32 protein-coding genes and 1 pseudogene are annotated in these 21,417 nt (G+C 61.6%); 17 read left to right on the forward strand and 16 right to left on the reverse strand.

The genetic code is table 11. The features are described 5' to 3' along the window. Nucleotides 1-94: 94 nt before the first annotated feature. The 17 genes and pseudogenes from ffh (at nucleotide 95) to GXK59_RS05805 (ending at nucleotide 13,530) form a co-directional block, all read left to right on the forward strand. On the forward strand, nucleotides 95-1,681 hold the full coding sequence (gene ffh, locus GXK59_RS05725; protein WP_160665063.1) for a signal recognition particle protein: 1,587 nt from the start codon (nucleotides 95-97) through the stop codon (nucleotides 1,679-1,681). A gap of 53 nt (nucleotides 1,682-1,734) precedes the next feature. Then, nucleotides 1,735-2,484, forward strand: a complete 750-nt coding sequence (locus GXK59_RS05730) for an alpha/beta fold hydrolase (protein ID WP_160665064.1) — start codon at nucleotides 1,735-1,737, stop codon at nucleotides 2,482-2,484. A gap of 52 nt (nucleotides 2,485-2,536) precedes the next feature. Next, complete coding sequence (locus tag GXK59_RS05735; RefSeq protein ID WP_160665065.1) at nucleotides 2,537-3,619, forward strand: amidohydrolase family protein; 1,083 nt, start codon at nucleotides 2,537-2,539, stop codon at nucleotides 3,617-3,619. Nucleotides 3,620-3,720: 101 nt separating this feature from the next. Beyond that, nucleotides 3,721-4,596, forward strand: coding sequence for a VOC family protein (locus GXK59_RS05740; protein ID WP_160665066.1), 876 nt, complete (start codon nucleotides 3,721-3,723; stop codon nucleotides 4,594-4,596). Between the two features lie 421 nt (nucleotides 4,597-5,017). Then, nucleotides 5,018-5,455, forward strand: a complete 438-nt coding sequence (locus GXK59_RS05745) for a hypothetical protein (protein WP_160665067.1) — start codon at nucleotides 5,018-5,020, stop codon at nucleotides 5,453-5,455. A gap of 206 nt (nucleotides 5,456-5,661) precedes the next feature. After that, complete coding sequence (gene rpsP, locus GXK59_RS05750; RefSeq protein ID WP_024366590.1) at nucleotides 5,662-6,084, forward strand: 30S ribosomal protein S16; 423 nt, start codon at nucleotides 5,662-5,664, stop codon at nucleotides 6,082-6,084. Nucleotide 6,085: 1 nt separating this feature from the next. Further along, nucleotides 6,086-6,328 carry an RNA-binding protein gene (locus GXK59_RS05755; RefSeq protein ID WP_056426755.1) on the forward strand — a complete coding sequence of 81 codons (243 nt, stop codon included), beginning with the start codon at nucleotides 6,086-6,088 and terminating at the stop codon, nucleotides 6,326-6,328. 113 nt (nucleotides 6,329-6,441) lie between these two features. Next, nucleotides 6,442-7,032, forward strand: a complete 591-nt coding sequence (gene rimM / locus GXK59_RS05760; RefSeq protein ID WP_160665068.1) for a ribosome maturation factor RimM — start codon at nucleotides 6,442-6,444, stop codon at nucleotides 7,030-7,032. Continuing rightward, nucleotides 7,033-7,857, forward strand: a complete 825-nt coding sequence (gene trmD, locus GXK59_RS05765; RefSeq protein WP_160665069.1) for a tRNA (guanosine(37)-N1)-methyltransferase TrmD — start codon at nucleotides 7,033-7,035, stop codon at nucleotides 7,855-7,857. Between the two features lie 230 nt (nucleotides 7,858-8,087). After that, the gene (gene rplS, locus GXK59_RS05770) at nucleotides 8,088-8,447 is read left to right on the forward strand and encodes a 50S ribosomal protein L19 (protein ID WP_024366586.1); all 360 of its coding nucleotides are present in this window, start codon (nucleotides 8,088-8,090) and stop codon (nucleotides 8,445-8,447) included. A gap of 111 nt (nucleotides 8,448-8,558) precedes the next feature. Next, entirely contained in the window at nucleotides 8,559-9,239 is a 681-nt protein-coding gene (gene lepB / locus GXK59_RS05775; RefSeq protein WP_160665070.1) for a signal peptidase I, read from the forward strand. Next, entirely contained in the window at nucleotides 9,240-10,214 is a 975-nt protein-coding gene (lepB, locus tag GXK59_RS05780) for a signal peptidase I (protein WP_237393798.1), read from the forward strand. It begins immediately after the preceding gene. An 11-nt stretch (nucleotides 10,215-10,225) separates the two neighbouring features. Beyond that, nucleotides 10,226-10,897, forward strand: a complete 672-nt coding sequence (locus GXK59_RS05785) for a ribonuclease HII (RefSeq protein WP_160665071.1) — start codon at nucleotides 10,226-10,228, stop codon at nucleotides 10,895-10,897. 99 nt (nucleotides 10,898-10,996) lie between these two features. After that, on the forward strand, nucleotides 10,997-11,323 hold the full coding sequence (locus tag GXK59_RS05790; protein ID WP_024368249.1) for a DUF2469 domain-containing protein: 327 nt from the start codon (nucleotides 10,997-10,999) through the stop codon (nucleotides 11,321-11,323). A 129-nt stretch (nucleotides 11,324-11,452) separates the two neighbouring features. Continuing rightward, entirely contained in the window at nucleotides 11,453-11,809 is a 357-nt protein-coding gene (locus GXK59_RS05795) for a YraN family protein (RefSeq protein WP_160665073.1), read from the forward strand. Continuing rightward, nucleotides 11,810-12,754, forward strand: a pseudogene (locus GXK59_RS05800) (ATP-binding protein); the annotation flags it as partial. A 476-nt stretch (nucleotides 12,755-13,230) separates the two neighbouring features. Further along, a complete protein-coding gene (locus GXK59_RS05805) occupies nucleotides 13,231-13,530 on the forward strand; it encodes a hypothetical protein (RefSeq protein WP_160665075.1) in 300 nt (99 codons plus the stop codon). 149 nt (nucleotides 13,531-13,679) lie between these two features. Here the strand turns inward: GXK59_RS05805 and GXK59_RS05810 are convergent, their stop codons facing one another. From GXK59_RS05810 to GXK59_RS05885, 16 genes are all read right to left on the reverse strand, one after another. After that, entirely contained in the window at nucleotides 13,680-14,165 is a 486-nt protein-coding gene (locus GXK59_RS05810; protein WP_160665077.1) for a DUF3846 domain-containing protein, read from the reverse strand. After that, on the reverse strand, nucleotides 14,119-14,952 hold the full coding sequence (locus GXK59_RS05815; protein ID WP_160665079.1) for an ArdC-like ssDNA-binding domain-containing protein: 834 nt from the start codon (nucleotides 14,950-14,952) through the stop codon (nucleotides 14,119-14,121). The genes GXK59_RS05810 and GXK59_RS05815 overlap by 47 nt, the downstream gene beginning before the upstream one ends. Nucleotides 14,953-14,957: 5 nt before the next feature. Then, entirely contained in the window at nucleotides 14,958-15,449 is a 492-nt protein-coding gene (locus GXK59_RS05820) for a DUF3846 domain-containing protein (protein ID WP_160665081.1), read from the reverse strand. 76 nt (nucleotides 15,450-15,525) lie between these two features. Further along, entirely contained in the window at nucleotides 15,526-16,062 is a 537-nt protein-coding gene (locus GXK59_RS05825; protein WP_160665083.1) for a putative PDDEXK endonuclease, read from the reverse strand. After that, complete coding sequence (locus GXK59_RS05830; RefSeq protein ID WP_237393799.1) at nucleotides 16,063-16,308, reverse strand: hypothetical protein; 246 nt, start codon at nucleotides 16,306-16,308, stop codon at nucleotides 16,063-16,065. Between the two features lie 140 nt (nucleotides 16,309-16,448). Beyond that, complete coding sequence (locus GXK59_RS05835; RefSeq protein ID WP_160665087.1) at nucleotides 16,449-16,697, reverse strand: hypothetical protein; 249 nt, start codon at nucleotides 16,695-16,697, stop codon at nucleotides 16,449-16,451. Nucleotides 16,698-17,373: 676 nt separating this feature from the next. Next, a complete protein-coding gene (locus tag GXK59_RS05840; RefSeq protein ID WP_160665089.1) occupies nucleotides 17,374-17,613 on the reverse strand; it encodes a hypothetical protein in 240 nt (79 codons plus the stop codon). Next, complete coding sequence (locus tag GXK59_RS05845) at nucleotides 17,598-17,915, reverse strand: hypothetical protein (protein ID WP_160665091.1); 318 nt, start codon at nucleotides 17,913-17,915, stop codon at nucleotides 17,598-17,600. The genes GXK59_RS05840 and GXK59_RS05845 overlap by 16 nt, the downstream gene beginning before the upstream one ends. After that, nucleotides 17,912-18,445, reverse strand: a complete 534-nt coding sequence (locus tag GXK59_RS05850; RefSeq protein ID WP_160665093.1) for a hypothetical protein — start codon at nucleotides 18,443-18,445, stop codon at nucleotides 17,912-17,914. The genes GXK59_RS05845 and GXK59_RS05850 overlap by 4 nt, the downstream gene beginning before the upstream one ends. Beyond that, nucleotides 18,438-18,695 (reverse strand): hypothetical protein, encoded by a 258-nt coding sequence (locus tag GXK59_RS05855; protein ID WP_160665095.1) that lies wholly within the window; start codon nucleotides 18,693-18,695, stop codon nucleotides 18,438-18,440. Before GXK59_RS05855 ends, GXK59_RS05850 begins: the two co-directional genes overlap by 8 nt. Before the next feature lie 43 nt (nucleotides 18,696-18,738). Continuing rightward, nucleotides 18,739-18,939 carry a hypothetical protein gene (locus GXK59_RS05860; protein WP_160665097.1) on the reverse strand — a complete coding sequence of 67 codons (201 nt, stop codon included), beginning with the start codon at nucleotides 18,937-18,939 and terminating at the stop codon, nucleotides 18,739-18,741. A gap of 719 nt (nucleotides 18,940-19,658) precedes the next feature. Further along, a complete protein-coding gene (locus tag GXK59_RS05865) occupies nucleotides 19,659-19,961 on the reverse strand; it encodes a hypothetical protein (protein ID WP_202129066.1) in 303 nt (100 codons plus the stop codon). Beyond that, nucleotides 19,940-20,272: a hypothetical protein gene (locus GXK59_RS05870; protein ID WP_160665099.1), complete on the reverse strand. Its 333-nt coding sequence runs from the start codon at nucleotides 20,270-20,272 to the stop codon at nucleotides 19,940-19,942. The genes GXK59_RS05865 and GXK59_RS05870 overlap by 22 nt, the downstream gene beginning before the upstream one ends. Further along, nucleotides 20,269-20,535 carry a KGG domain-containing protein gene (locus GXK59_RS20990; RefSeq protein ID WP_160669024.1) on the reverse strand — a complete coding sequence of 89 codons (267 nt, stop codon included), beginning with the start codon at nucleotides 20,533-20,535 and terminating at the stop codon, nucleotides 20,269-20,271. Before GXK59_RS20990 ends, GXK59_RS05870 begins: the two co-directional genes overlap by 4 nt. A gap of 111 nt (nucleotides 20,536-20,646) precedes the next feature. After that, complete coding sequence (locus tag GXK59_RS05880) at nucleotides 20,647-21,078, reverse strand: hypothetical protein (protein ID WP_160665101.1); 432 nt, start codon at nucleotides 21,076-21,078, stop codon at nucleotides 20,647-20,649. After that, nucleotides 21,078-21,359, reverse strand: coding sequence for a hypothetical protein (locus tag GXK59_RS05885; protein WP_160665102.1), 282 nt, complete (start codon nucleotides 21,357-21,359; stop codon nucleotides 21,078-21,080). Before GXK59_RS05885 ends, GXK59_RS05880 begins: the two co-directional genes overlap by 1 nt. Between the last annotated feature and the right edge of the window lie 58 nt (nucleotides 21,360-21,417).

A 21,417-nucleotide genomic window follows, 5' to 3' on the forward strand; every position in this document is an offset into this window, starting at 1 on the left:
TGTCGAGGCGGTTCGTTCAGGCGAACATCAGTCGCGACGCTGGCGTGCCGGACCGGCCGCCAACTGTAGATCCACTGAAAGAAGTGCACGGCGCGTGTTCAATTCACTCTCTGACCGGTTGACAGCAACCTTCAAGAACCTCCGTGGCAAGGGCCGCCTGACCGAGGCGGACGTTGACGCCACAGTCCGCGAAATCCGGCGCGCCCTCCTGGACGCCGACGTCGCCGTCCCCGTCGTCCGCGAATTCACCGGGCGCGTGCGCGAGCGTGCGCTCGGCGCCGAAGTCTCGGCCGCGCTGAACCCGGGCCAGCAGATCGTGAAGATCGTCAACGAGGAACTCGTCGAGATCCTCGGCGGCGAGACCCGCCGGATCCGGCTCGCGAAAACCGGCCCCACGATCATCATGCTCGCCGGGCTCCAGGGTGCCGGCAAAACCACCCTGGCCGGCAAGCTCTCCAAGTACCTCAAGGCGCAGGGCCACAGCCCCATGCTCGTGGCCTGCGACCTGCAGCGCCCCAATGCCGTGACCCAGCTCCAGGTGGTCGGCCAGCGCGCCGGGGTGCCCGTCTTCGCACCGCACCCGGGCGCCACCTCCACCGAGCTGGACCACCCCGCCGGCGACCCGGTCTCGGTCGCCCGCGCCGGCGTCGAGGAAGCCAAGCGCACCCTGCACGACGTCGTGATCGTTGACACCGCCGGCCGGACCGGCGTGGACGCCGAAATGATGGAACAGGCACGCCAGATCCGCCGCGCCATCGTCCCGAACGAAGTGCTCTTCGTGGTCGACGCCATGATCGGCCAGGACGCCGTCAACACGGCCATGGCCTTCGATGAAGGCGTCAACTTCACCGGCATCGTGCTCTCCAAGCTCGACGGCGACGCCCGCGGCGGTGCCGCGCTCTCCGTCTCCTCCGTCACCGGAAAGCCCGTAATGTTCGCGTCCACCGGCGAAGGCCTGGACGACTTCGAGCTCTTCCACCCGGACCGCATGGCTTCGCGCATCCTCGACCTCGGTGACGTACTCACCCTGATCGAGCAGGCGGAGAAGTCCTGGGACAAGGACGAAGCTGCCCGGATGGCGAAGAAGTTCGCCGACCAGGAAGACTTCACCCTGGACGACTTCCTCGCCCAGATGCAGCAGATCCGCAACATGGGATCCATGAAAAAGATGCTCATGATGATGCCCGGAGCGCAGAACATCCGGCAGCAGCTCGAGCAGTTCGACGAGCGTGAGATCGACCGCGTCGAGGCGATCGTGCGCTCCATGACGCCACACGAACGCGTCGCCCCCAAGATCATCAACGGTTCCCGCCGGGCCCGGATTGCCCGCGGTTCCGGTGTGCACGTCTCCGAGGTCAACGGCCTGCTGGAACGATTTGCCCAGGCCCAGAAGATGATGAAGAAGATGGCTGCCGGCGGCGGCATGCCCGGGATGCCCGGGATGCCCGGCATGGGTGGCGGAGGGGCCCGCAAGGGCGCCAAGAGCGCACCCAAGAAAAAGGCACGCTCCGGCAACCCGGCCAAGGCCGCGCAGGAGCTCAAGGATGCCCAGGCCCGCCGGGCCGAAGGCGCCAAGGCCCTTCCGACCGGTGCCGCTTTCGGGCAGCAGGGCGGCGATTTCGATCCCTCCCAGCTGAACCTGCCCAAGGGCTTCGACAAGTTCCTCGGCGGCGGCAAATAGGCCCTGCCGGCCGTCTGCGGCCCATTGTCGGGCCGGTGTCATAGGGTTAGAGCATGTTCAAGCAGCGCGTAGTCTTCGTCCACGGGGCGGGCAGCTTCGGTGCTGCCGCGTGGCCAAAACAGCACGGAATGGCGCTGAACTACGACGCGCTGTTCCTGCGCCGCCACGGTTACGACCCCGTCGCCGAGCCGCTGGAAACGGACTTCGCTGCCGACGCTGCCATTGTGCTGCGGGCGCTGGCCGACGACGGCCGCGGCGAGGCCGGCGGCCACGTTGTGGCGCACTCCCAAGGCGCCATCGCTGCGATGATGGCCGCCGTCGAACGGCCCGACCTCGTGCACTCCCTGACCCTCGTGGAGCCGGCCTGCCTCTCGCTCACAGCGGAGCTGCCGGCGACGGCGGCGCACCGCGCCTTGATGCAGCCGCTCTTCGACGTCCGCCACCACCTCAGCGACGAGGATTTCCACCGGGAATTCGTCCGTCGGGTGTTCGCGGCCCACACGCCGGCAGAGGCGGCCCTGGGTGCCCCGGGCCCGGAGGACCAGCGGGAAGCCCGCCGCCTGCGACTGCAGGCTCCGGCCTGGGAAGCCCCGCTGCAGATCGTCCCGGGCGTCCCCACCCTGGTCCTGACCGGCGGCTGGGAACCGCTCTACGAAGAGATCGCGGGCTACCTGCGTGAAACCGGCGCCCTGCACCGCACTGCGGCGGGCGGGCACCGGCCCCAGGATTCAGCAGAGGGAAACCGGATCATCCGGGCGTTCATCGCCGACGTCGGCCGGCAACAGCACGCGCACGCCTCCTAGCTCTTCGCTCTCCGCTCTTCGCGGACCCGGTCTGCGGATTAGGCTTCAAGCCATGACCCGCATCATCGAGTTCGCCGGCCCCGTCCTGACCGGCCCCGACCAGGAACGCCCGGGCCTATGGTCGGTGGACGGCCGGCTGACTTTTGACCGTCCCGCGGCCGCCCCGGACCTCGTCCTCGAGGGGTGGGTCATTCCCGGGCTGGTCGACGCGCACTGCCACATCGGACTCGGCCCCGGCGGGGACGTCCCGGAGCAGCTGGCCGAACACCAGGCCGTCACCGACCGGAATGCCGGCACCCTGCTGGTCCGCGACGCGGGTGCCGTCCACGACACCCGCTGGATCCAGCACCGGGCGGACCTGCCGCGCCTCATCCGCTCGGGCCGGCACATCGCCCGGACGAGGCGGTACCTGCGGGGCTTCGCCGTCGAGGTCGAACCCCGCGACCTGGTCGAGGCCGTACGCAAGCAGGCGCGCGCCGGCGACGGCTGGGTCAAGCTCGTGGGGGACTGGATCGACCGCGACGCCGGTGACCTCGCCGGCTCGTTTCCCGCCGCGGTGCTCAGGGACGCAGTCGCAGCCGCCCACGACGAAGGCGCGCGGGTCACGGCACACTGCTTCGCCGAAGACACCCTGGATGACATGCTCGACGCCGGGATCGACTGCGTCGAGCACGCCACCGGCCTGCTCCCGCGGCACCTGCCGCGATTCGTCGAACAGGGCGTGCCGATCGTCCCCACGCTCATCAATATCGCCACCTTCCCCGACATCGCCGCGCAGGCCGGGGCCAAGTTCCCCCGGTACGCAGCGCATATGCGCTCACTCTGGGAGCGCCGGGCAGAACGTGTCCTGGAAGCGTTCGAAGCCGGTGTCACGATTTTCGCCGGGACGGACGCCGGGAGCGTCATCAAACACGGGCGAATCGTCGACGAGCTCCAGGCGCTGCACGCGGCCGGGCTCCCGGCCCGGGCGGCGCTCGACGCAGGCGCCTGGGCCGCCCGGGACTGGCTGGGTGCGGACGGCATCACCGGGGGTGCCAGCGCCGACGTCCTTGTCTGCGCCGAGGACCCGCGCAGCAATCTCGCCACCCTGCAGGACCTCAAGAACATCGTGCTGCGCGGAGAAGTCGTCCGCTAGCACCAAATCAGGCCACTGGGAATAAATTGAAGCTTCAAGTAATTTAACTCTACGTTAGGGTCATCGAAGGTCGGTGGCCGTTGAAGCACCGGAGTGATCACATGACCGCAGAAGCCAGCACCCAGGACCTTCTTCCCGCCGAACTCACCATGGGCACCGTGATGCTCAAGGTCGGCGACATGAAGCTCATGACCGACTATTACCAGCGCGCCCTGGGCCTCGACATCGTGGCCGAGCAGGACGGCGGCCTCTACCTTGGACGCCGGCAGAAGCCGCTGGTCCACCTCGCGCCTGCGCCCGGACTGAGCGTTCCGTCCCGCGGCGAGGCCGGTCTCTTCCACACCGCCCTGCTGTTCGAGGACCAGCCGTCCCTCGCCGCCACCGTCGCCAGCGCGGCACAGTTCGAGCCGCAGTCCTTTGCGGGCAGCGCTGACCACCTCGTCAGCGAGGCCTTCTACTTCACCGACCCCGAGGGCAACGGCATCGAGCTCTACTGGGACCGGCCCCGCGATGCCTGGTCCTGGGAGGGCAAGAACGTGGTCATGGACAGCCTGGCCCTGCCGCCTCAGCGGTACCTCGAGCAGTTCCTGACCGAGGAATCGGTGAGCGGACAGCGCGAGGCCCAGGCCGGCGTCGGGCACGTCCACCTGCAGGTTGGTGACGTCCAGTCCGCCCAGGACTTCTATGTCGGTACCCTCGGGTTCGAAAAGACGGCGGGCTGGCACGGGCAGGCTTTGTTCGTCTCGGCCGGCGGCTACCACCACCACATGGCCATGAACGTCTGGAACAGCCGGGGTGCCGGACCCCGCCGGGACACCCTGGGACTCGGCGAGGTGCTGATCGAAGTACCGGCCGGGGACGACGTCGGAGCTCTCGCCGACCGCCTCAAGACCGCAGGGGTCCAGTCCCACCACACCGGAGCCGAACTGCGCTTCGAGGATCCGTGGCGCAACCGGATCCGCGTCGCCGTTCGTTGAGCCCACGCCGTTCCCGGCGCCACCGCCGGCCCTGCTGGACACCGTCGGCTCGGCCCCCGGGACATGTCCAGCGCTGACGGCAGCGAATGGGCATCGTGGCCACGTGTCCCTTCGTGCAGCTCAGGGGAGGGCATGTCCACTGGGCCGGGCAAGTTCCCTGGCGGGAGCGCGGGCATGTCCACTGGGCCGGGCAAGTGAGGCGCGGCGCGACCGCGTGGGCGGAGGGCATGTCCACTTTCCCGGGCAGGACCGCGGGGCATGTCCACCGGTCGCGGCCTGCAGGGGACATAGTGGCTTTATGTCCATGGGTCACGGCCAGGGGAGGGCATGTCCAGTCCGGGCGGGCAGGGCTGAACCGGCTAGGCTGAAGCGACGCCGAAAACAGCGGCCCAGCGCCGCCAGACATCTAAGGACGAGCTCCATGGGATTCACCGAAGTCTTTGTCTCCACCCACGATGAAGCCCTCAAACGTGCTGCCGCCCTCGACGGCGGTGCTCCCGCGGCCCCCGCTGCCGTCCGGATTGCGGATATCACCGACTTCGAAATCGAGCGCCTGGGCGATCTGGCCGGCACTGCCGTCCACGCAGCCGGCGCGGACTACGAACTGGCCATGGTCGATGTTGCCAGCGACTCCCTGCTCGGGGTTCCGCCGGCGATGGTGCGCGCCCTCGCCGAGTTGCTCAGCTACGAGACTGAGGGCGAAGGCGACGTCCTGGAAGACGTCGCCGAAGGTTGGGCCGCCGAGGAGGACATGCCCTTCGGTGCGGAGCAGGCCGTCCGCTATGTCCGCCGGCTCGCCGAACTCGCCGCCGCCGTCGATCCGGCCAGCAAGTCCGGACTCTATGTCTGGACAGCGTGACGCGCCGTCAGGCCGCCGAACGGACCGCTTGCGGGTGTCAAGTCGAAATCCCCGCGCTGATCTGGCACAATGAACAGGTACTTGATCTGCGTGGCCCCTCTCTCCGCGTCCGGATCTTGTCCTTTTAGAACCCCCTAGTACGGCCCGCCCCACGGGTGCAGAACGCCGGGCTCGACCCCGTTTCAGAAACAGGAGTGACCACAAAAGTGGCCGTAAAGATTCGCCTTAAGCGCTTTGGCAAGATGCGCGCACCGTACTACCGCATCGTCGTCATGGACGCACGCTCCAAGCGTGACGGCCGTGCCATCGAAGAAATCGGCAAGTACCACCCGACCGAAGAGCCCTCGTACATCGAGGTCGACACGGACCGTGCCCAGTACTGGCTTGGCGTCGGCGCACAGCCGTCCGAGCAGGTCGCCGCGATCCTCAAGATCACCGGTGACTGGCAGAAGTTCAAGGGTCTCCCGGGCCAGGAGGGCACCTTGAAGACCAAGGCTCCCAAGGCTGCCTTCGTTACCCCGGAAAAGGGTTCCGTGATCATCCCGGAAGCCATCACCAAGAAGGCCAAGAAGGACGATGCAGCCGAGGCTCCCGCCGACGCCGAAGCAGAGACCACCGAGGCTGAGTAAATTGCTGGCAGAAGCGCTCGAACACCTCGTCCGGGGGATCGTTGACAGTCCTGAGGATGTCAAGGTCAGTGCCAAGAACAACCGCCGCGGGGACACCCTCGAAGTGCGCGTTCATCAGGACGACCTCGGACGGGTGATCGGCCGCCAGGGCCGCACCGCACGCGCTTTGCGCACTGTGGTGGCTGCACTGGCGGATGGCGAGCCGGTCAGGGTCGACGTCGTCGACACCGACCGCCGCCGGTAACGCTTTCAGCAACACTTGTCTTGAGTCCGGCCCCTTCACCAGATAATGGTGGAGGGGCCGGACTGTTTTCCCCCGTAAATCCACACAATCACCAACCCCGAACAGAGGAACAGATGCAGCTTCAGGTGGCACGAATCGGCAAGCCCCACGGCATCCGCGGCGAAGTGACCGTCCAGGTGCTCACCGACGCGCCCGGCGACCGCTTCGTCCCGGGGACCCAGTTCGTGGTGGAACCGGCCACCGCCGGTCCGCTGACCATCGTCAGCGCACGCTGGAACAAGGACATCCTGCTGCTCGCCTTCGAGGAGATCGAGACACGCAACGAGGCGGAGACCCTCCGCGGCGCCAAACTCTTCATCGAAACCGAAGAGCTCGACGACGATGACGACGACGAAGGCTGGTACGAGCACGAACTCGAAGGCCTGGATGTCCGCGTCGGTGACCAGGTGGTCGGCAAGGTTTCCGGCCTCCACACCCTTCCGGTCCAGGACCTGCTGGTGGTCACCGCGACCGACGGCAAGGAAGTCCTGATCCCCTTCGTGGAGCAGATCGTCCCCGAGGTCAACGTCGGGGAAGGCTATGTGCTGGTCACCCCGCCGCCGGGACTCTTTGAGGTCAACGCCGAGGACGAGTCCAAGGCCGGGGACAAGCCGGCGTCCGCCGGTGCCGCCTCCGAAGTTGCAGACGCCGGAGACAACGCCTAAATGAGGATCGACGTCGTCACCATCTTCCCCGAGTACCTGGCACCGCTGGAACTGTCGCTGATCGGCAAGGCGCGCCAGGACGGGCTGCTGGAGCTCAACGTCCACGACCTCCGGGATTTCACCACGGACCGCCACAGGACCGTGGATGACACCCCGTACGGCGGCGGCGCCGGCATGGTCATGAAGCCCGAGCCCTGGGCCCAGGCCCTGGCGTCCGTTGCGGCAGACCGTCCGGGCGGTTCCGGCCCGGAGCGGGCAGCCAAGCCGGTCCTGATCGTCCCGTCCCCGGCGGGGGAGCGGTTCACCCAGGCCGCGGCCCACGAGCTCGCCGGGGAAGACCGGCTGGTGTTCGCCTGCGGGCGCTACGAAGGCATCGATGAGCGCGTCATGGAATGGGCGGCCGACCACTTCACGGTGCGGCCGATGAGCCTCGGCGACTACGTGCTCAACGGCGGCGAAGTGGCAGTGCTGGCGATGGTGGAGGCCATCGGGCGCCTGCTGCCCGGCGTTGTTGGCAACCCTGAATCCCTCGTGGAGGAATCGCACTCGGACGGCCTGCTGGAGTACCCCGTCTACACCAAGCCCTCGAGCTGGCGGGACCGCGAGGTCCCCGCGGTGCTGCTCAGCGGCAACCACGGCAAGATCGCCCAGTGGCGCCGGCACGAGCAGTACCGGCGCACCGCCGAACGGCGCCCGGACCTCCTCGCCGGGTTCGACGCCGGCAAGCTGCCCCGCGCGGACCGGACCGCTTTTGCGGACCTGGGGTACGCCGTCGTCGACGGCCGCCTGGAACGCCGCCCCGACGCCGGCGGTAATTCCGCCTGACCGGATTGGCTGGATGGCCCCGGGTATGGCAAAATTAGTCCTTGTGCCTGCTGGGCTGCGAACCTGCCACAGGGGGAGCGTAATCAACAGCGCGGCACCCCGGTCCCGTCAAGTCCTGACGGAGCCGGATTCACAAATTTTCGACGGGAATCTCCGGGCCATTAGTTCGCCCGGGTTTGGCCGCCGTGACCCAACGTGAAGGACCTGTGGCGTTCACCAGGAGTGAATCAATGCACATTCTCGATTCCGTAGATGCAGCCTCGCTGCGCACCGATATTCCGGTCTTCCGCGCGGGTGACACCCTCAAGGTTCACGTGAACATCATCGAAGGCAAGAACTCCCGTGTCCAGGTGTTCCAGGGCTTCGTCCTTGGCCGCCACGGCGACGGACTGCGCGAAACCTTCAGCATCCGCAAGGTCTCCTTCGGCGTTGGCGTGGAGCGCAAGTTCCCGGTGCACTCCCCGATCATCGAGAAGATCGAGCTCGTCTCAAAGGGTGACGTGCGCCGCGCCAAGCTGTACTACATGCGCAACCTGCGCGGCAAGGCCGCCAAGATCAAGGAAAAGCGCGACTTCCAGACCGCTAAGTAAGCCTTCCAGACGTCACCACAGGCTTCCACCGCGGGTCCACGGACCGTGTCCGGCCAGCGCCGGAGCATCCGCAACAGCGCTGTTCACGTCAAGCGTTAGAGGATACGGACCATGGAACAGACAAAACGCCAGCCCAGGAAACTCGGCTGGCGTTTTGTTTTGCTGGCCGTGGTGCTGGCCGTGCTCATCAGCGGCCTGGTCCGCTCGCTATGGCTCGATGTCTACTACATCCCCTCCGCCTCGATGGAGCCGCTCTTCCGCGAAGGGGACAGGATCCTCGTGTCACGGACGGACTTCCGCGCCGATCCGGCGGCACGTGGCGACATCGTCGTCTTCGACGGCCGCGGCTCCTTCGCCCCGCTGAACAGCGGCAACGGTCCTGTGCTGGACTTTCTGGGCGGCGCCGGGCACTGGATCGGCCTTTCCGGCGGTGACAACACCTACATCAAACGCGTCATCGGCCTCCCCGGCGACCACGTGGTCTGCTGCGATGCCGGCGGCCACCTCACAGTCAACGGCCAGCAAGTTGCGGAACCCTACCTCTATGCCGGTGACGTCCCGAGCGAGCTGAAATTCAGTGTGCTCGTTCCGCCCGGGCGGCTCTGGCTGATGGGCGACCACCGCTCCCTGTCCGCAGATTCCCGCAGTCTTTTGGGCGCCCCCGGCGGAGGCATGGTCCCGCAGGAGCGGGTGATCGGCAGGCCGGTACAGATCATCTGGCCGCTTGATAGATTTACAGCAGTAGCAAGGCCCTCCGGGGCCGCCACAACGACAGCGAAGAACGGACAGTAGATGCCCGAGACCGGACCCCGGAATCCCGATCCGCAGGGGCAGGATCAGCCCCGGGTCACCTCCTCGGCGATCCCCGCCACGGAGCATGCCGCGGAGGCTGGATTCCGCACGGATCCCGGGCCCCTGGCCGGCGGCGGCTATCCGGCCACCCACGCCTATCCGACCTCGCAGCTGCCGCAGGCCCCGGCCCGGGATGTGCCGGCCGCAGCAACCCCGGACCGGGATGTGGCGGCTGCAGGCGGACCGGCCCATGCCGGGGGTACCTCCAAGCGTGTGCGCCGGGCCAGGGCCCAGGAACGCCACAGCCCGCTGTTCCTCTGGGTGAAGGAAGTGGCCACCGTGGTGCTCGTCGCCATTGTGCTGTCGTTCCTGATCAAGACCTTCCTGTTCCGGGCCTTCTACATTCCGTCAGAATCCATGGTCAACACCCTGGACGTGAACGACCGTATCTTCGTGAACCTCCTGGTCCCGGAACCCTTCGCCCTGGAACGCGGCGACGTCGTCGTGTTCAGGGACACCCAGGGCTGGCTGGTGCCTGCGGCGCAGAAGGCGGCCGGCCCCTTCACCTGGGTCCAGGACGGGCTGACGTTCATTGGGCTGCTCCCGGACAACTCGGAGCAGCACCTCGTCAAGCGCGTCGTCGGCCTGCCGGGCGACCATGTGGTCTGCTGCGACGCCGGCGGCCGGCTCATGGTCAACGGCGCGCCGCTGGACGAGTCCTACATCAACCCCGCCGAAGTGCCCCAGGTCCGCGAATTCGACGTTGTGGTCCCAGAAGGCAAGGTCTGGGTGATGGGCGACAACCGGAACCACTCCGCCGACTCCCGGGCCCACACAGACAGCAACGGCGGCTTCGTCAACATCGCCGACATCGAAGGCCGGGCCGCCGTCATTGCCTGGCCGCTGAACCGCATCGGCGCCCTGGACAACTACCCCGACGTCTTCCGCGGCGTGCCCGCCCCGGCCGGAAAGTAGCGGCTGCTGCCATGTCCGACGCGCCCACCCTCGACTACGAGCGCCGCTTCCGAAGCTCCGGCGCACAGCTTGTCGCCGGCGTCGACGAGGTGGGCCGCGGCGCCCTCGCGGGACCCGTCAGCGTGGGAATCGCGGTCGTGGACCTCCACCGGCTGACGCTGCTCGCCGACGTGCGGGACAGCAAGCTGCTCAAGGTGGCGGACCGTGAGCGGCTGGTCCCGCTGGTCCGGAGCTGGAGTGTGGCCTCCGCCGTCGGCCATGCATCGGCGAAAGAGATCGACGCCCTCGGCATCGTCGCCGCGCTCCGGCTCGCCGGCACGCGTGCCTGGCTGGCGGTCCTTGCAGCGGGGGTGACACCGGACGTCGTGCTGCTGGACGGCAGCCACAACTGGCTCTCACCGGAGACCCAGCCGTCCCTCTTCGACGCCGGCCCCGCGGAGCCGGGCTGCGACGCGCCCGTGCACACGCTGGTCAAAGCCGACATGCAGTGCCTGAGCGTTGCCGCAGCCTCCATCCTGGCCAAGGTGGAACGCGACGGCATCATGCGCGAATTGCACAACGAATACCCGGCCTTCGGCTGGGACGTGAACAAGGGCTACGGCACCGCCACCCACAAGGACGCCCTCCGCACCGCCGGGACCACGCCGTACCACCGTGTGAGCTGGCAGCTGCTCGCTGACTGACATCCGGACCGTCCCGGACCGCACGGCAACCGGGTTGCCGGGGGTGCTGCGCGACGGGCCGTGGCTCGCGGGCCTCGCCGGATGGTGCAAGATGGAACCATGAGTGCCGAGGACCTTGAAAACTATGAAACCGATATGGAGCTGCAGCTCTACCGCGAATACCGGGACGTTGTCGGGCTGTTCAGCTATGTGGTCGAGACCGAACGGCGTTTCTATTTGGCCAACCACGTTGACCTGCAGGCCCGCAGCGCCGACGGCGAGGTCTACTTCGACCTGACGCTGCAGGACGCCTGGGTCTGGGACGTCTACCGCTCCGCCCGCTTTGTCAAGAGCGTCCGGGTGATCACGTTCAAGGACGTCAACGTCGAGGAACTCCCGCGCAACGAGGAGCTCGCGCTGCCCAAGGTCGGCGACCTGGGGAACTGATCATGTTTTCAGGGGGCTAGCAGGGGAGCGCCGGGCCACTCCTCCTCCACACCACCGTCCTGGCGTTGGCTATCCACATAGCGCCCTGACACTCTGGGCTGTCCTCCCGCGGCGCCGCACGCTGGTTACATGAGAGCAAAGGACGTGCTGGGCCGGCGCGGGGAAGAACTCGCGGCCGGATACCTCGAAGCCCAGGGCATGCGGATAGTGGACCGAAACTGGCGGTGTTCCGAGGGCGAAATCGACATTGTCGCCCTCGACGGCGACACGCTGGTCATCGCCGAAGTGAAAACGCGCAGGTCCCTCGCGTACGGGCATCCGTTCGAAGCTGTCGGCCTGGACAAGCTGGCGCGGCTGCACCGCCTGGCCTCAGCCTGGTGCCGTGACCATGACCTCCGGATGGCCCTGCGCCGGGTGGACGTCGTTTCCGTGCTCGACGACGGCATTGCGGACCCCCGCGTGGAACACCTCAGGGGGGTGGGGTAGGTGGCGCTCGGCCGGACCTACTCGGTGGCCCTCGTGGGGCTGAACGGCTACATCGTTGAAGTGGAGGCCGACATCGGCCAGACCCTCCCGGCGTTTATCATCCTTGGGCTGCCCGACGCTTCGCTCAATGAGGCCAAGGAACGGATCCGCTCGGCGGCCCAGAACTCCGGCATTCCGCTGAGCCGCCGGAAGATCACGGCCAACCTCATTCCGGCCTCGTTGCCCAAACGCGGCTCAGGCTTCGACCTGGCAATCGCCATGGCCGCCCTGCTGGCCTCCAATGATGTCCGGTCGACCGGCCGGACTGTTTTTATCGCCGAACTCGGACTGGACGGCAGGCTGCGGCCTGTCCGCGGGGTCCTTCCCGCCGTCATGGCTGCGGTACGGGCAGGCTACGCCGACATTGTCGTGGCGCAGGCAAACGCTGCCGAAGCCCAACTCGTGCCCGGCGCCCGGGTGCAGGGCTACGCCACCCTGGCCCGCCTGGCCTTCGACTTCGGCGCTGATCCGCAGGAGCTGGCCCTGGACTTCGAGCCCGCGCCCGAGCCCGGCGGACCCGACGCCGGAACCGACGCGGTTTCCTTCATCCCACCGGACATGTGCGACGTCTCCGGGCAAGGGGACGCCCGGAGAGCGCTGGAAGTCGCGGCCGCCGGCGCGCACCATCTGTTGCTGACCGGCCCGCCGGGCGCGGGAAAAACGATGCTGGCCGAACGGCTTCCCGGACTCCTGCCTGACCTGGGCGACGCCGAGGCCATGGAGGTGACGGCCATCCATTCGCTCTGCTCGCTGACCTCAGCCTCACTTCAACTCGTGCGCAGGCCCCCGTATGAAAACCCGCATCACACAGCCACGTCCGCTGCCATCATCGGAGGGGGCTCCGGACTGCCGCGGCCCGGCGCCGCATCACGGGCGCACCGCGGCGTGTTGTTCCTTGACGAAGCGTCAAGGTCTATTGCACTCCACAAGAATAGCGCCTATCGAACTATTAGGCTATTCGTGCGATAGTCCTTTTATGGCCTTAGGAATCATAGTCGTTTTCATCTTTTACACGCTTTTGACCGCTGCCCTAACAACGTGGTTTGGGCTTAGTGCGCAGGTCGCTGTCACAGTGCTCTTTATAGCTACAGTCGTGCTCGTTCTCGCGTTCCTGATAATCAACAGGATTAGAAACGGATAGTAGCCGTTCTTACTTCTTGCCTATTAGTGCGGCGATGGCCGAGAGAGTAGCTTTATTCTTCACTCGAAGTGGAACCGAACTAGAGTCGGTGGACTTCTTCAGATAGTGAGCGATATTAAAGCCTTGCATCTAATAACTATTATACTCTTTATTGTTGACTTTATTAAGCCTTTGCCTCATAAATAGGCGCAAGAAACATTAGCAACCGGCTTTTGTTTTGCACATTAGGAGCGTGATTGCAATGGCTTTCAAGTCAATAAGGGTTTCTGACCTTACAGGGAAGGAACTTGCAGACGAAGATGTTGTAACCGTCGTCGTTCGATCAGAGAACAAGGTGTTCGACGCTTCGGCAGAAGAGCTGGCGTCCATCAAGCGCCTCGCCAACGTGGTTGAACTGGAACTCCGTCGGGCCAACGGCGAAACGGAGCAGGTCATCTGCACGCAGGCCGAGTTCGACAAGGTGGTCAGCGCCGACGTCTTGGCGAAGGCAGATTCGACAAGAGGTAGAAGGACCGGATTTTCTCCGCTTCGATCGGCCTGACATAGGAGGTGGTCTTCGTCTACGGTGAGCAATCACCACTAAAGCGACCCCTTCTTTGCGTTTTGAGTTTACTCACGCAAAGAAGGGGTCTTTTACTTGTCCTCAAAATGAAAGTAGCCCCAGTCTTTTGAACTGAGGCTCTTCCACGATCAGGAAGCAGGAACAACACGTACTTGTGAAATCATCGCGTTCCGTTCCGCGTGTAGCAGGACAGAGGTGTACGCCTGTTCCCAGTCATCAAAGACGCGCTCGTGCTCTCGCCAAGCCATGTCCTCAAGTCGCTGTGCATGTACCTTGAAACGATCAGTCTCAAGAAACAGCATCACGTACCACTGAGGAACATCCTGTAGCTCGCCCTGTTCAGTGAGTGGACCGAGTAGAACTGAGTCACCTACTACTGCCTGCTTTCCCCTACGAGAGGTTGCGTGGCACCAAAGCGCCAGCGTTGCTCGTCGGTTAGTCGGCAGATCGAGATAGGGCGCGCTCTCGTTGTGAAATAGCGATGCATCCGGCCGATTCATGGGGAACCGTTCACCTGTCCCGCCCAGCACATCTTCCAGCGCCTTGATGTCCGCGAAATCACAAACCTCAAGCGGCAGCTGGTTGTCGGCTGGTATCAACAGCGCCTTGGACATCTTCTTCCTCTCCTTCCGGCATTCCTGCCTTCACGATGCGGTCCGCGGTTGTAAAGACGCGGCGGATACTCGGCTCTTCCGGCTTCTGGTCTTTCAACCAGGACTGGATATACGCCCGGCTCTCGGCGGCGTCGAACTTGTCAGTGACACCTAGTTCGTTAAGAATCAGGTAAGCCGATCCCTCAGCCTCAAATTCCTTGATGCCTCGATGGGATCGATACTCTTCCAGCTCGTCGGGGCTTGTGTGGCCGGCGACGATATGGCTGAGTTCGTGCTGCAGCGTTTTGAACGGGTAGACCGCGACCGGGTTGATCGCGAACTGCTTCCCAAGGCTGTAGCCCTGAGTGTTCCCGTCAATCAGGTCGTAACTGATCTGAGTAACGCTCAGCTTCCTGAGTGCCAGTTCTTTGCTCCAATGTGGCGGCTCGTACTCGGGTAGGTCGTCGCCGTCAGTCTCAGATACTCCGAACATTGACGGCACCAGCTTGAAGCCAGACAGCCGCTTCTCTTCCTCACCTTCTCCCTTGCGTTCCTTGGGTTCCTTGCGGAACATCGGGACGTAGATAGCTTTGGCTTTACTGCCCTTCTTGACCTGTCGGTTTAGTGTTAGCCAGCCCTTGTAGGTGTTCACTGGCTCCATGACGCCCTGCATCATCAGCAGTGCCTGGTTGCCCAGTGAGAACCTTCTAAAGCGGTTGTAGGTGTTGCCAGCCTGCCCAGGCAGCTCTAGGGCCGTCTTGAGTACGTCAGACCAGTGTGGAGGCGTTGTAAGCCGTTCCGTTGTCACTTGTATCAGTCCTCTGCAGGAACGACGCGGACTCGCTGAACTGCTGTCCAGCTCTCGGCCTTGCCAAGTCCGTAGTTCGCCGCTTCAAAGTAATCCTCGAAGCGGCGCTGGTTGCCGTTGAACTTGGTCGGGTGGTCGTAGGTCTGAAACTCGGCCTTGTAAGACTTCGTTTCAAACAGGAGCTTGGTGACAGCTTCCGGAACATCTGTTGAGTTGCCCTCTTCGTCGGGGTGTCCGACCATGAGAGCTTCGCCAACGATGACGTCCATGTGCCGAGCGCTCGGAAAGAGCAACCACCACATGAGCGTTGCCCTGCGGTTGATGGACTGCTTTTCAAGCTTGCCTTCCTCGTTCACGAAGAACGTGGAGTGCAGCGGGCCGAGATCGATAGCCTGGATGAGGCCACCTACTGCGGCCTGCATGCCTGAAAGGTCGTTGACTTCTACTTTGTAAAGGGGTCGATCCTCATCGTGTGGGATTTGGATGGCGTGAACCATGCCAATCACTTCCTTCTAATCGTGGGAATGTGCTCTGTGTCCGGAATTGGGCACAGAGTTCACCCCGCGATAAGGGCTACTTCTTCTCTTTCTTGACCTTCTTGTTTGAGCAATAGGTGCAGGTCTTCACGAGACACTTCTTCTCGCCAGGGCTCACCATGTTGCCGCCACGACACTCACTCCACGTTGAGCGGATCACGCCTGGCTTGATATCGGCTGGATCAATGACGATCCCGTTGCCGGTCATAAGAACCGGTTCTTTGAGGCGCTTGATCTCTACGCGGTGCTGTTGAGACTCCGCTATGAGGTCGACAAGATCGCTGAAGCGAACGGTGGCGAGAACTTCATCGTCGGCCTGGAACACGAGCGTTGGGATGCGATTGAAGCTTGCGCCTGAGACCGTCTGCTTCCACCACTCGCGGAGCTTGATCGTCTTGTGGTTCTTGCATTCGATATCCAAGGGGGTGTCTTGATACCAATCTGAGAGGTCCATCTTCTGATGGGAGCCGGCCCCGCTGCGCTTGTCCCTGGATACTCGGGCTCCGAGCTTTCTCTGCAGCAGCTTGGCTACTTGCTTCTCTAGGGAGACGCCTTTGTCGGAGGAGACACTCACCTAGTTGGTCTCCTGCTCTGCCGGTTTGTTGTCGGCATGATCGTTGAGACGGACACCAACGGTTGGTCGGAGTCCCATACAGTTCCGGATGCCGGTGTACTTCAAGTTGGCGTTCGTGCGCCTCTGAACCTGAAAGTCGATAGGGAGTCCTGTCGCTTGCTGTCCCCACAAGGAAACTGCGATGCCCAGCATTTCAACATTCAAAAGGCTGTACAGCTGGTCAAACTTGTCGTCGTCAAGGATCATCCTTAGGTCTATGTCGCGGTAGTCGGGTCGTTCTAACGACGAGCCAACCAGGTACGGATAGTCCCCAAAGATTTCCTGGACTGTCGCGCTGAAGTCGTCAACGAGCTGTTGTGCTGTGTGGAGCAAGTACGAAGACCGACTCATGCCTTGTCTCCCCATAGGGATTGCCGTAGCTCCATGACTTTGGAGTTCTTACCTAAGAGATGTTGCTGCATGCCCTCACCCCATGTCACCCACTCGACTGTTGGTGGTGTTGGTTCCAGTTCTCCTATCACATACTTCTCAACTGCTTTCTTGATGGCCCTGACCTCTTCAGCCCCCATATCGCTAACGCCGCCTGAAGCCTTGAAGATAATGTCCGTCAGTTTTTTATCGAGCTCTGTAGGCATATCACCTCCTTTTAATGGTTTATTGTTTCGTGCTCTACCCAGTCTCACCGGCAATCGGACACTACTCGGATTGTAGGTGAGACAAGGTGCACCAGGGTGGTGGCCCTGATGCAGTCGTTCGTGTAACAAGGAAAGTTCCCTGATAGAAAGAATTGAGAAAGGTGCGAAGTAGGCGAATTGAATCGTCTACCCATCCAATGCCGCAAGTGCTTGTGATCTTGGATGGAGCACGGTGCTGCTGGGAAAACCAAACCAGCGCGGTCTTTGTCCACGAGATAACTTGGGAGAGTACCTATGGAGTGTGGACGGCGAGCACCGTATGTTACTTGCTCTGTTTCTTCTTGCTGATCCGTTTCCGGGTTGGCAAGAGGTCTTCTGAATCTAACTTTTCGAAGTACAGGTGTAGGTCGCTTAATTTACTAATAGCATCCTCCTGGCGCTCATTTTGATTGAACGGGATTATTTAGTCAATGCTCTTCTTCTCGTATCTCATCGTTCACTCTTATTAGTTGAGCTATTAGCTCGTTGTATTCCTTAGTTGCCGAGCACACCCTAGTTGCGGCTTCCCCGATGCGCCGAGCGAGCTCCTGGCGCTTCCAAAGGATCTCCTGCAGAGGTTGTGGCTGCGCTGGGATGTCGATGTACTCATGCCGCATCTGCTTGCGCGTCCTGCGGTCTATACACCACGCAGCTCCATCTCGCTGAACACGTAGCCCAGGACTGTTTCGAGATCCTTGCGTTGCAGTGCTGTGAGGTCTGTCTGCTCTAGATCTAGGTAGTGCTCAGCCTTGGCGATCAGATCGACGGGACCGAGATCCTGGTAGTCGTCTAACCTTCGGGCCTCAAGCCGTAGCTCTAGCGACAGTGATGGCGTGACTTCTTTCTGCTTGGTATTGATGTTTACAACTTCTCCCATACATTGGGTCCTCCTAATTGGTTAGTTTGTTGTGCTTCTTGCTCCAGCTGCTGCCGGAAGCTTGGGCTGATCTTGTACTCGATGCGGCCGAGCAGAGCTTGGATGATGAAGTCCACCGTTTGGCGCTGTTCGGCCGGAAGTTGTTCCTGGTCGAGCTCATGGAACCTGTCGTAGCGCTGGACCAGCTGTATCTCATCGAGTTCGTAGTATCGATCTATGGAAGCCGCTTCGCGTTTGATGGCAGCTGCACGATCTATGGAGTGCCTGAACTCATCGCGGACTGATATGAAGTGCTCACTCATACCATCGCCTTTAGCCGACCGGCTTCAATAATCGTCTCAGTAGCTTCGTAGATCCGATGCTTCAAGTTCTCAGTCGGTGTCCTGCCAGCGAGCCTGCGCCTCATGAGCAACTGAGTGTGGGGGACATCCATCTGCTCTTCGACACCAAGATCGTGCATAAAGATGTAGGCCACACCGTCGGCGCCAAACTCTTTTAGACCGATGTCTTCAGTAATGTCTTCGTCGTGTCGAACGAAGGTGTGACCTAAGCAGATGTGTCCTAGCTCGTGTATGAGCGTATGAAATGGCCGTGGAGCCTTGGGATTGATACCAAACTCTTGGCCGCCACTGACGCCATAGGCTGATCGAGGATCTCCAAAGAACGGCACTTCTCGGATAGCGAGTGCAGCCAGGGCACGCTGCTTACTCCAACCTTCAGGCTCGACCATAGGTCGCTGACGATTCCAGTGTGGAAATAGTCGGCTCCTGCCGGGTGATGTTGATGCTTCTTCTAGAAGGCACTCCCAGTGTGGATTGAAGTGCTCACTCACGATCACCAGCCTTGGCTTCTGAGAGAACGCGACGTACTTCGTAGAGCGCCGAGTTAAAGCCTTGTACAGAGAACAGTTCTAGTTCGTCGGTCACAGCCTCAGGTATCGCTTCCATAACAGCATCGAGTACGGCGTCCAGCTGTGCATCAGTAATATACGGAGAGGCCGTGATGAATGTGTTGTTCTTCAACGACGCCGGAAGCCGCTTCAACTTCAGGGCTCTCTTTAGGTTCTCTCGTAACTTGCTCATACCAAGAACTCGTCTAGTGATTCATAGATGTCTGGCTGATCGTTCATTCTGAGGCCTTTGATGGCCTAGGCCTGTTGGACTCAGCCCGCAGCAGCGAGTCGATCTGTCCCTCATCAAGATACGGTTGAAATGTCTTTATAAGCTGCCTAAGTGCTTGGGTAAAGGCTAGATCTTTATGGTCATAGGTGTCTTGAGTTAGCTTGACTGCGTATGTGACCGTCATGCTCTTTTCTGTCTCGTTCATTCATGAATCCTCCATTTAGTTGGTTGTGGGCCGTAACCCAGGCTCAGGATCGCTTGTAAGAAATTAACCTCCCAGCGCATATCGCGCATGTAAGTTATTTGAACGATCCTGAGCTTGAACGACGGAGCCTGTGGAAAAGTCTTTTGGTTGTCAACCCTCGCATAGTTGACAACCAGTGACTTTAATAGCTCTCGTAGGCTTCTTATGCCATGAAGCACTTTGCTTGTCGAGTAGCGAACTTCCTTCAACTATGGTCTGACATAGTTTTTTGAGTGCTGACCTCTGTTGATGGGTCCGAATTATGGGACGCAAAATGCTGATTGTGAGATCTGCGGTCTTTACGCGACGTGCATAGTTTGCTTAAGTAGCTGCACGATGTATGACGAAGACGAACGAATCATTGAACTAGCAAGCGAGGTGCCGCGCAAAACAGCGTGGATGATCCAGGAAGAACTTGGTTCTTCTCGTTCGGTCCGTCGTATCCAGGAAATTATCAATGAGCGACTTGGCCGGCGCCCGTCTCGTGCGAGCTTTGAACGCCGCGATGTGGTCCGTGACCGTGTGGTTGCTTATATGGAGTCTCAAGGCCTGAGCCGCTTCTGGTGTTATTCATGCCACCGCTACGATGCCGGTGGCTGCTTCATACATGAGCTGAATAAGAGCGATGACCTAGACTCACTAGTCTTTACGTGTCGGCACTGCGCGGCTCCAGCAGACCGCTAGTAGCCGTAGCCGTCGCCGTAGCCGTCGCCGTCGCCGTTGCCGTAGCCGTCGCCGTAGCCGTCGCCGTCGCCGTAGCCGTCGCCGTTGCCGTAGCCGTCGCCGTAGCCGTTGCCGTAGCCGTTGCCGTAGCCGTAGCCGTCGCCGTAGCCGTCGCCGTAGCCGTCGCCGTTGCCGTAGCCGTTGCCGTAGCCGTCGCCGTCGCCGTAGCCGTTGCCGTCGCCGTTGCCGTCGCCGTAGCGACCTACGGTCGATTGGGAATTCTCTCCTAAAGAGGAAACTAGACCAATTCGTTGTTCCACAAGTCCTCTTCTGCATTGAGAGTGGCAACTACCGTCAAACGGTGGAACTCAACACGTCCTGCTTTATCTAGTACGGTGTCTTCTTGCTTACCTTTGAGGGCAAGTTGGCCGAGGCCTTCCGTGGTACCCCAACGCCTAATGATGTAAGCGTTATCCAGAGCACAGTTGTCGCCGTCCTCACTCCAACGTCCAATGACGTTCCATCCCCGCTGTAAGATGACGATCTTAATATTTGAGTTGGTTGGCTCTTGTGAACCCTTAGCGACGTACTCGACGCCATCTACAGTTATTGATTGTTTTGCTTTGCTCATATACTCTTCTTTCCTCGTAGCTTGTCTACGAATGTCTTATATTTATTGTCTTGCTCTATCACCTCTACTGGCGGCTTCTTTGTGCGTCTGCTTTTGCGACCACCCTTAGCCCCGGCAATGCGGGCAAGCTCAGGGTCAGCGGCGAATCCTCCGGTGTTTCCATTGGCTCCACCCTTAGCCCCGATTCTGGCGTAGAAGTCAGCGCCGTGAAGTTCCTTATTTTTTTGAGCTGCAAGCTTGCCACCTTCAACTGTTCCTGCTATATGCTATTTCTCCTTCCCCAATATCTTGTTTAGGGCTAGTTCAGCGTCTTGGGGGTTACTGAACTAGCCGATGAATGTGCGCTTATGTGACTATATTTACAACGAAGGCTCCTACTTGTCCCTCTGGAACATCGCGAGAATACTTCGACTACGGCGGGCTTTCTGGATGCTTCTTTGTAGATCCGCTTGTTGGTATTCACGAATGGTTCCTGCTTGAACCTTCACGCGCGCCTCAAGGCGATCGGCACGGTCTTTGTGGGCGTCTCGTTCGCCCTTTACTGTCTCAAGCTGCGTCTGCATCTCCAGGAAGGCCTGAGCTTGTTCCTTAGTGAGGTTGCTGTCGAGTAGTCCATCGCTCTTGCGACGATCCCTGAGAGCCTGGTTGCTGGCTTGGTATGCAGGCCATGACTTAGCGAGCTTGACTCGGCGGACGATTGATCCACCGCGGCCGTGCTGGTCCTGAACCTCTTTGGTTGAGAGTCCATTTTTGAGACTTGCCTTGATAGCCAGGAACTCCTGGCGAGTAACTTTATTGCGTGACATTATTTGGCATTCCTTGGTGGTAACTCCACCGTTACGTTATTTCCGTGCACCTCCTTGTACTTGGCGAGCTCTAGGAGCTCGTAGGCGATGCTGACGTTGTGTTTCTTGATTAGGTGACATTCATCTGGTGAGAGCGCCACAGTGTGGCAGAAGTCTTCTATAGCTTCAGCTATGCCAACGGGCATTTCACTTGCCAGGGCACGTATAGCTGCCGGCGACATGAGGCTGACCCTGTCGACGACTATGTCGATAGCGTGGTCTCTGGTATCTGGACGCATCATGACGATGCCCCTGGTGGTCGTTGAGTTTCAATTATCAGGACGCCACGTTCGGCTTCCC

It is taken from the genome of Pseudarthrobacter sp. ATCC 49987, from assembly GCF_009928425.1.
GTDB lineage: Bacteria > Actinomycetota > Actinomycetes > Actinomycetales > Micrococcaceae > Arthrobacter.

What these genes read in the sequence shown, in the direction of transcription:
- GXK59_RS05730 (WP_160665064.1), top strand. Translation starts at nt 1,735, where the DNA reads ATGTTCAAGCAGCGCGTAGTCTTCGTCCACGGGGCGGGCAGCTTCGGT.
- GXK59_RS05735 (WP_160665065.1), top strand. Translation starts at nt 2,537, where the DNA reads ATGACCCGCATCATCGAGTTCGCCGGCCCCGTCCTGACCGGCCCCGAC.
- GXK59_RS05740 (WP_160665066.1), top strand. Translation starts at nt 3,721, where the DNA reads ATGACCGCAGAAGCCAGCACCCAGGACCTTCTTCCCGCCGAACTCACC.
- GXK59_RS05745 (WP_160665067.1), top strand. Translation starts at nt 5,018, where the DNA reads ATGGGATTCACCGAAGTCTTTGTCTCCACCCACGATGAAGCCCTCAAA.
- rimM (WP_160665068.1), top strand. Translation starts at nt 6,442, where the DNA reads ATGCAGCTTCAGGTGGCACGAATCGGCAAGCCCCACGGCATCCGCGGC.
- trmD (WP_160665069.1), top strand. Translation starts at nt 7,033, where the DNA reads ATGAGGATCGACGTCGTCACCATCTTCCCCGAGTACCTGGCACCGCTG.
- rplS (WP_024366586.1), top strand. Translation starts at nt 8,088, where the DNA reads ATGCACATTCTCGATTCCGTAGATGCAGCCTCGCTGCGCACCGATATT.
- lepB (WP_160665070.1), top strand. Translation starts at nt 8,559, where the DNA reads ATGGAACAGACAAAACGCCAGCCCAGGAAACTCGGCTGGCGTTTTGTT.
- lepB (WP_237393798.1), top strand. Translation starts at nt 9,240, where the DNA reads ATGCCCGAGACCGGACCCCGGAATCCCGATCCGCAGGGGCAGGATCAG.
- GXK59_RS05785 (WP_160665071.1), top strand. Translation starts at nt 10,226, where the DNA reads ATGTCCGACGCGCCCACCCTCGACTACGAGCGCCGCTTCCGAAGCTCC.
- GXK59_RS05790 (WP_024368249.1), top strand. Translation starts at nt 10,997, where the DNA reads ATGAGTGCCGAGGACCTTGAAAACTATGAAACCGATATGGAGCTGCAG.
- GXK59_RS05795 (WP_160665073.1), top strand. Translation starts at nt 11,453, where the DNA reads ATGAGAGCAAAGGACGTGCTGGGCCGGCGCGGGGAAGAACTCGCGGCC.
- GXK59_RS05805 (WP_160665075.1), top strand. Translation starts at nt 13,231, where the DNA reads ATGGCTTTCAAGTCAATAAGGGTTTCTGACCTTACAGGGAAGGAACTT.
- GXK59_RS05810 (WP_160665077.1), bottom strand. Translation starts at nt 14,165, where the DNA reads ATGTCCAAGGCGCTGTTGATACCAGCCGACAACCAGCTGCCGCTTGAG.
- GXK59_RS05820 (WP_160665081.1), bottom strand. Translation starts at nt 15,449, where the DNA reads ATGGTTCACGCCATCCAAATCCCACACGATGAGGATCGACCCCTTTAC.
- GXK59_RS05830 (WP_237393799.1), bottom strand. Translation starts at nt 16,308, where the DNA reads ATGATCCTTGACGACGACAAGTTTGACCAGCTGTACAGCCTTTTGAAT.
- GXK59_RS05835 (WP_160665087.1), bottom strand. Translation starts at nt 16,697, where the DNA reads ATGCCTACAGAGCTCGATAAAAAACTGACGGACATTATCTTCAAGGCT.
- GXK59_RS05840 (WP_160665089.1), bottom strand. Translation starts at nt 17,613, where the DNA reads ATGGGAGAAGTTGTAAACATCAATACCAAGCAGAAAGAAGTCACGCCA.
- GXK59_RS05845 (WP_160665091.1), bottom strand. Translation starts at nt 17,915, where the DNA reads ATGAGTGAGCACTTCATATCAGTCCGCGATGAGTTCAGGCACTCCATA.
- GXK59_RS05855 (WP_160665095.1), bottom strand. Translation starts at nt 18,695, where the DNA reads ATGAGCAAGTTACGAGAGAACCTAAAGAGAGCCCTGAAGTTGAAGCGG.
- GXK59_RS05860 (WP_160665097.1), bottom strand. Translation starts at nt 18,939, where the DNA reads ATGAACGAGACAGAAAAGAGCATGACGGTCACATACGCAGTCAAGCTA.
- GXK59_RS05870 (WP_160665099.1), bottom strand. Translation starts at nt 20,272, where the DNA reads ATGAGCAAAGCAAAACAATCAATAACTGTAGATGGCGTCGAGTACGTC.
- GXK59_RS05880 (WP_160665101.1), bottom strand. Translation starts at nt 21,078, where the DNA reads ATGTCACGCAATAAAGTTACTCGCCAGGAGTTCCTGGCTATCAAGGCA.
- GXK59_RS05885 (WP_160665102.1), bottom strand. Translation starts at nt 21,359, where the DNA reads ATGATGCGTCCAGATACCAGAGACCACGCTATCGACATAGTCGTCGAC.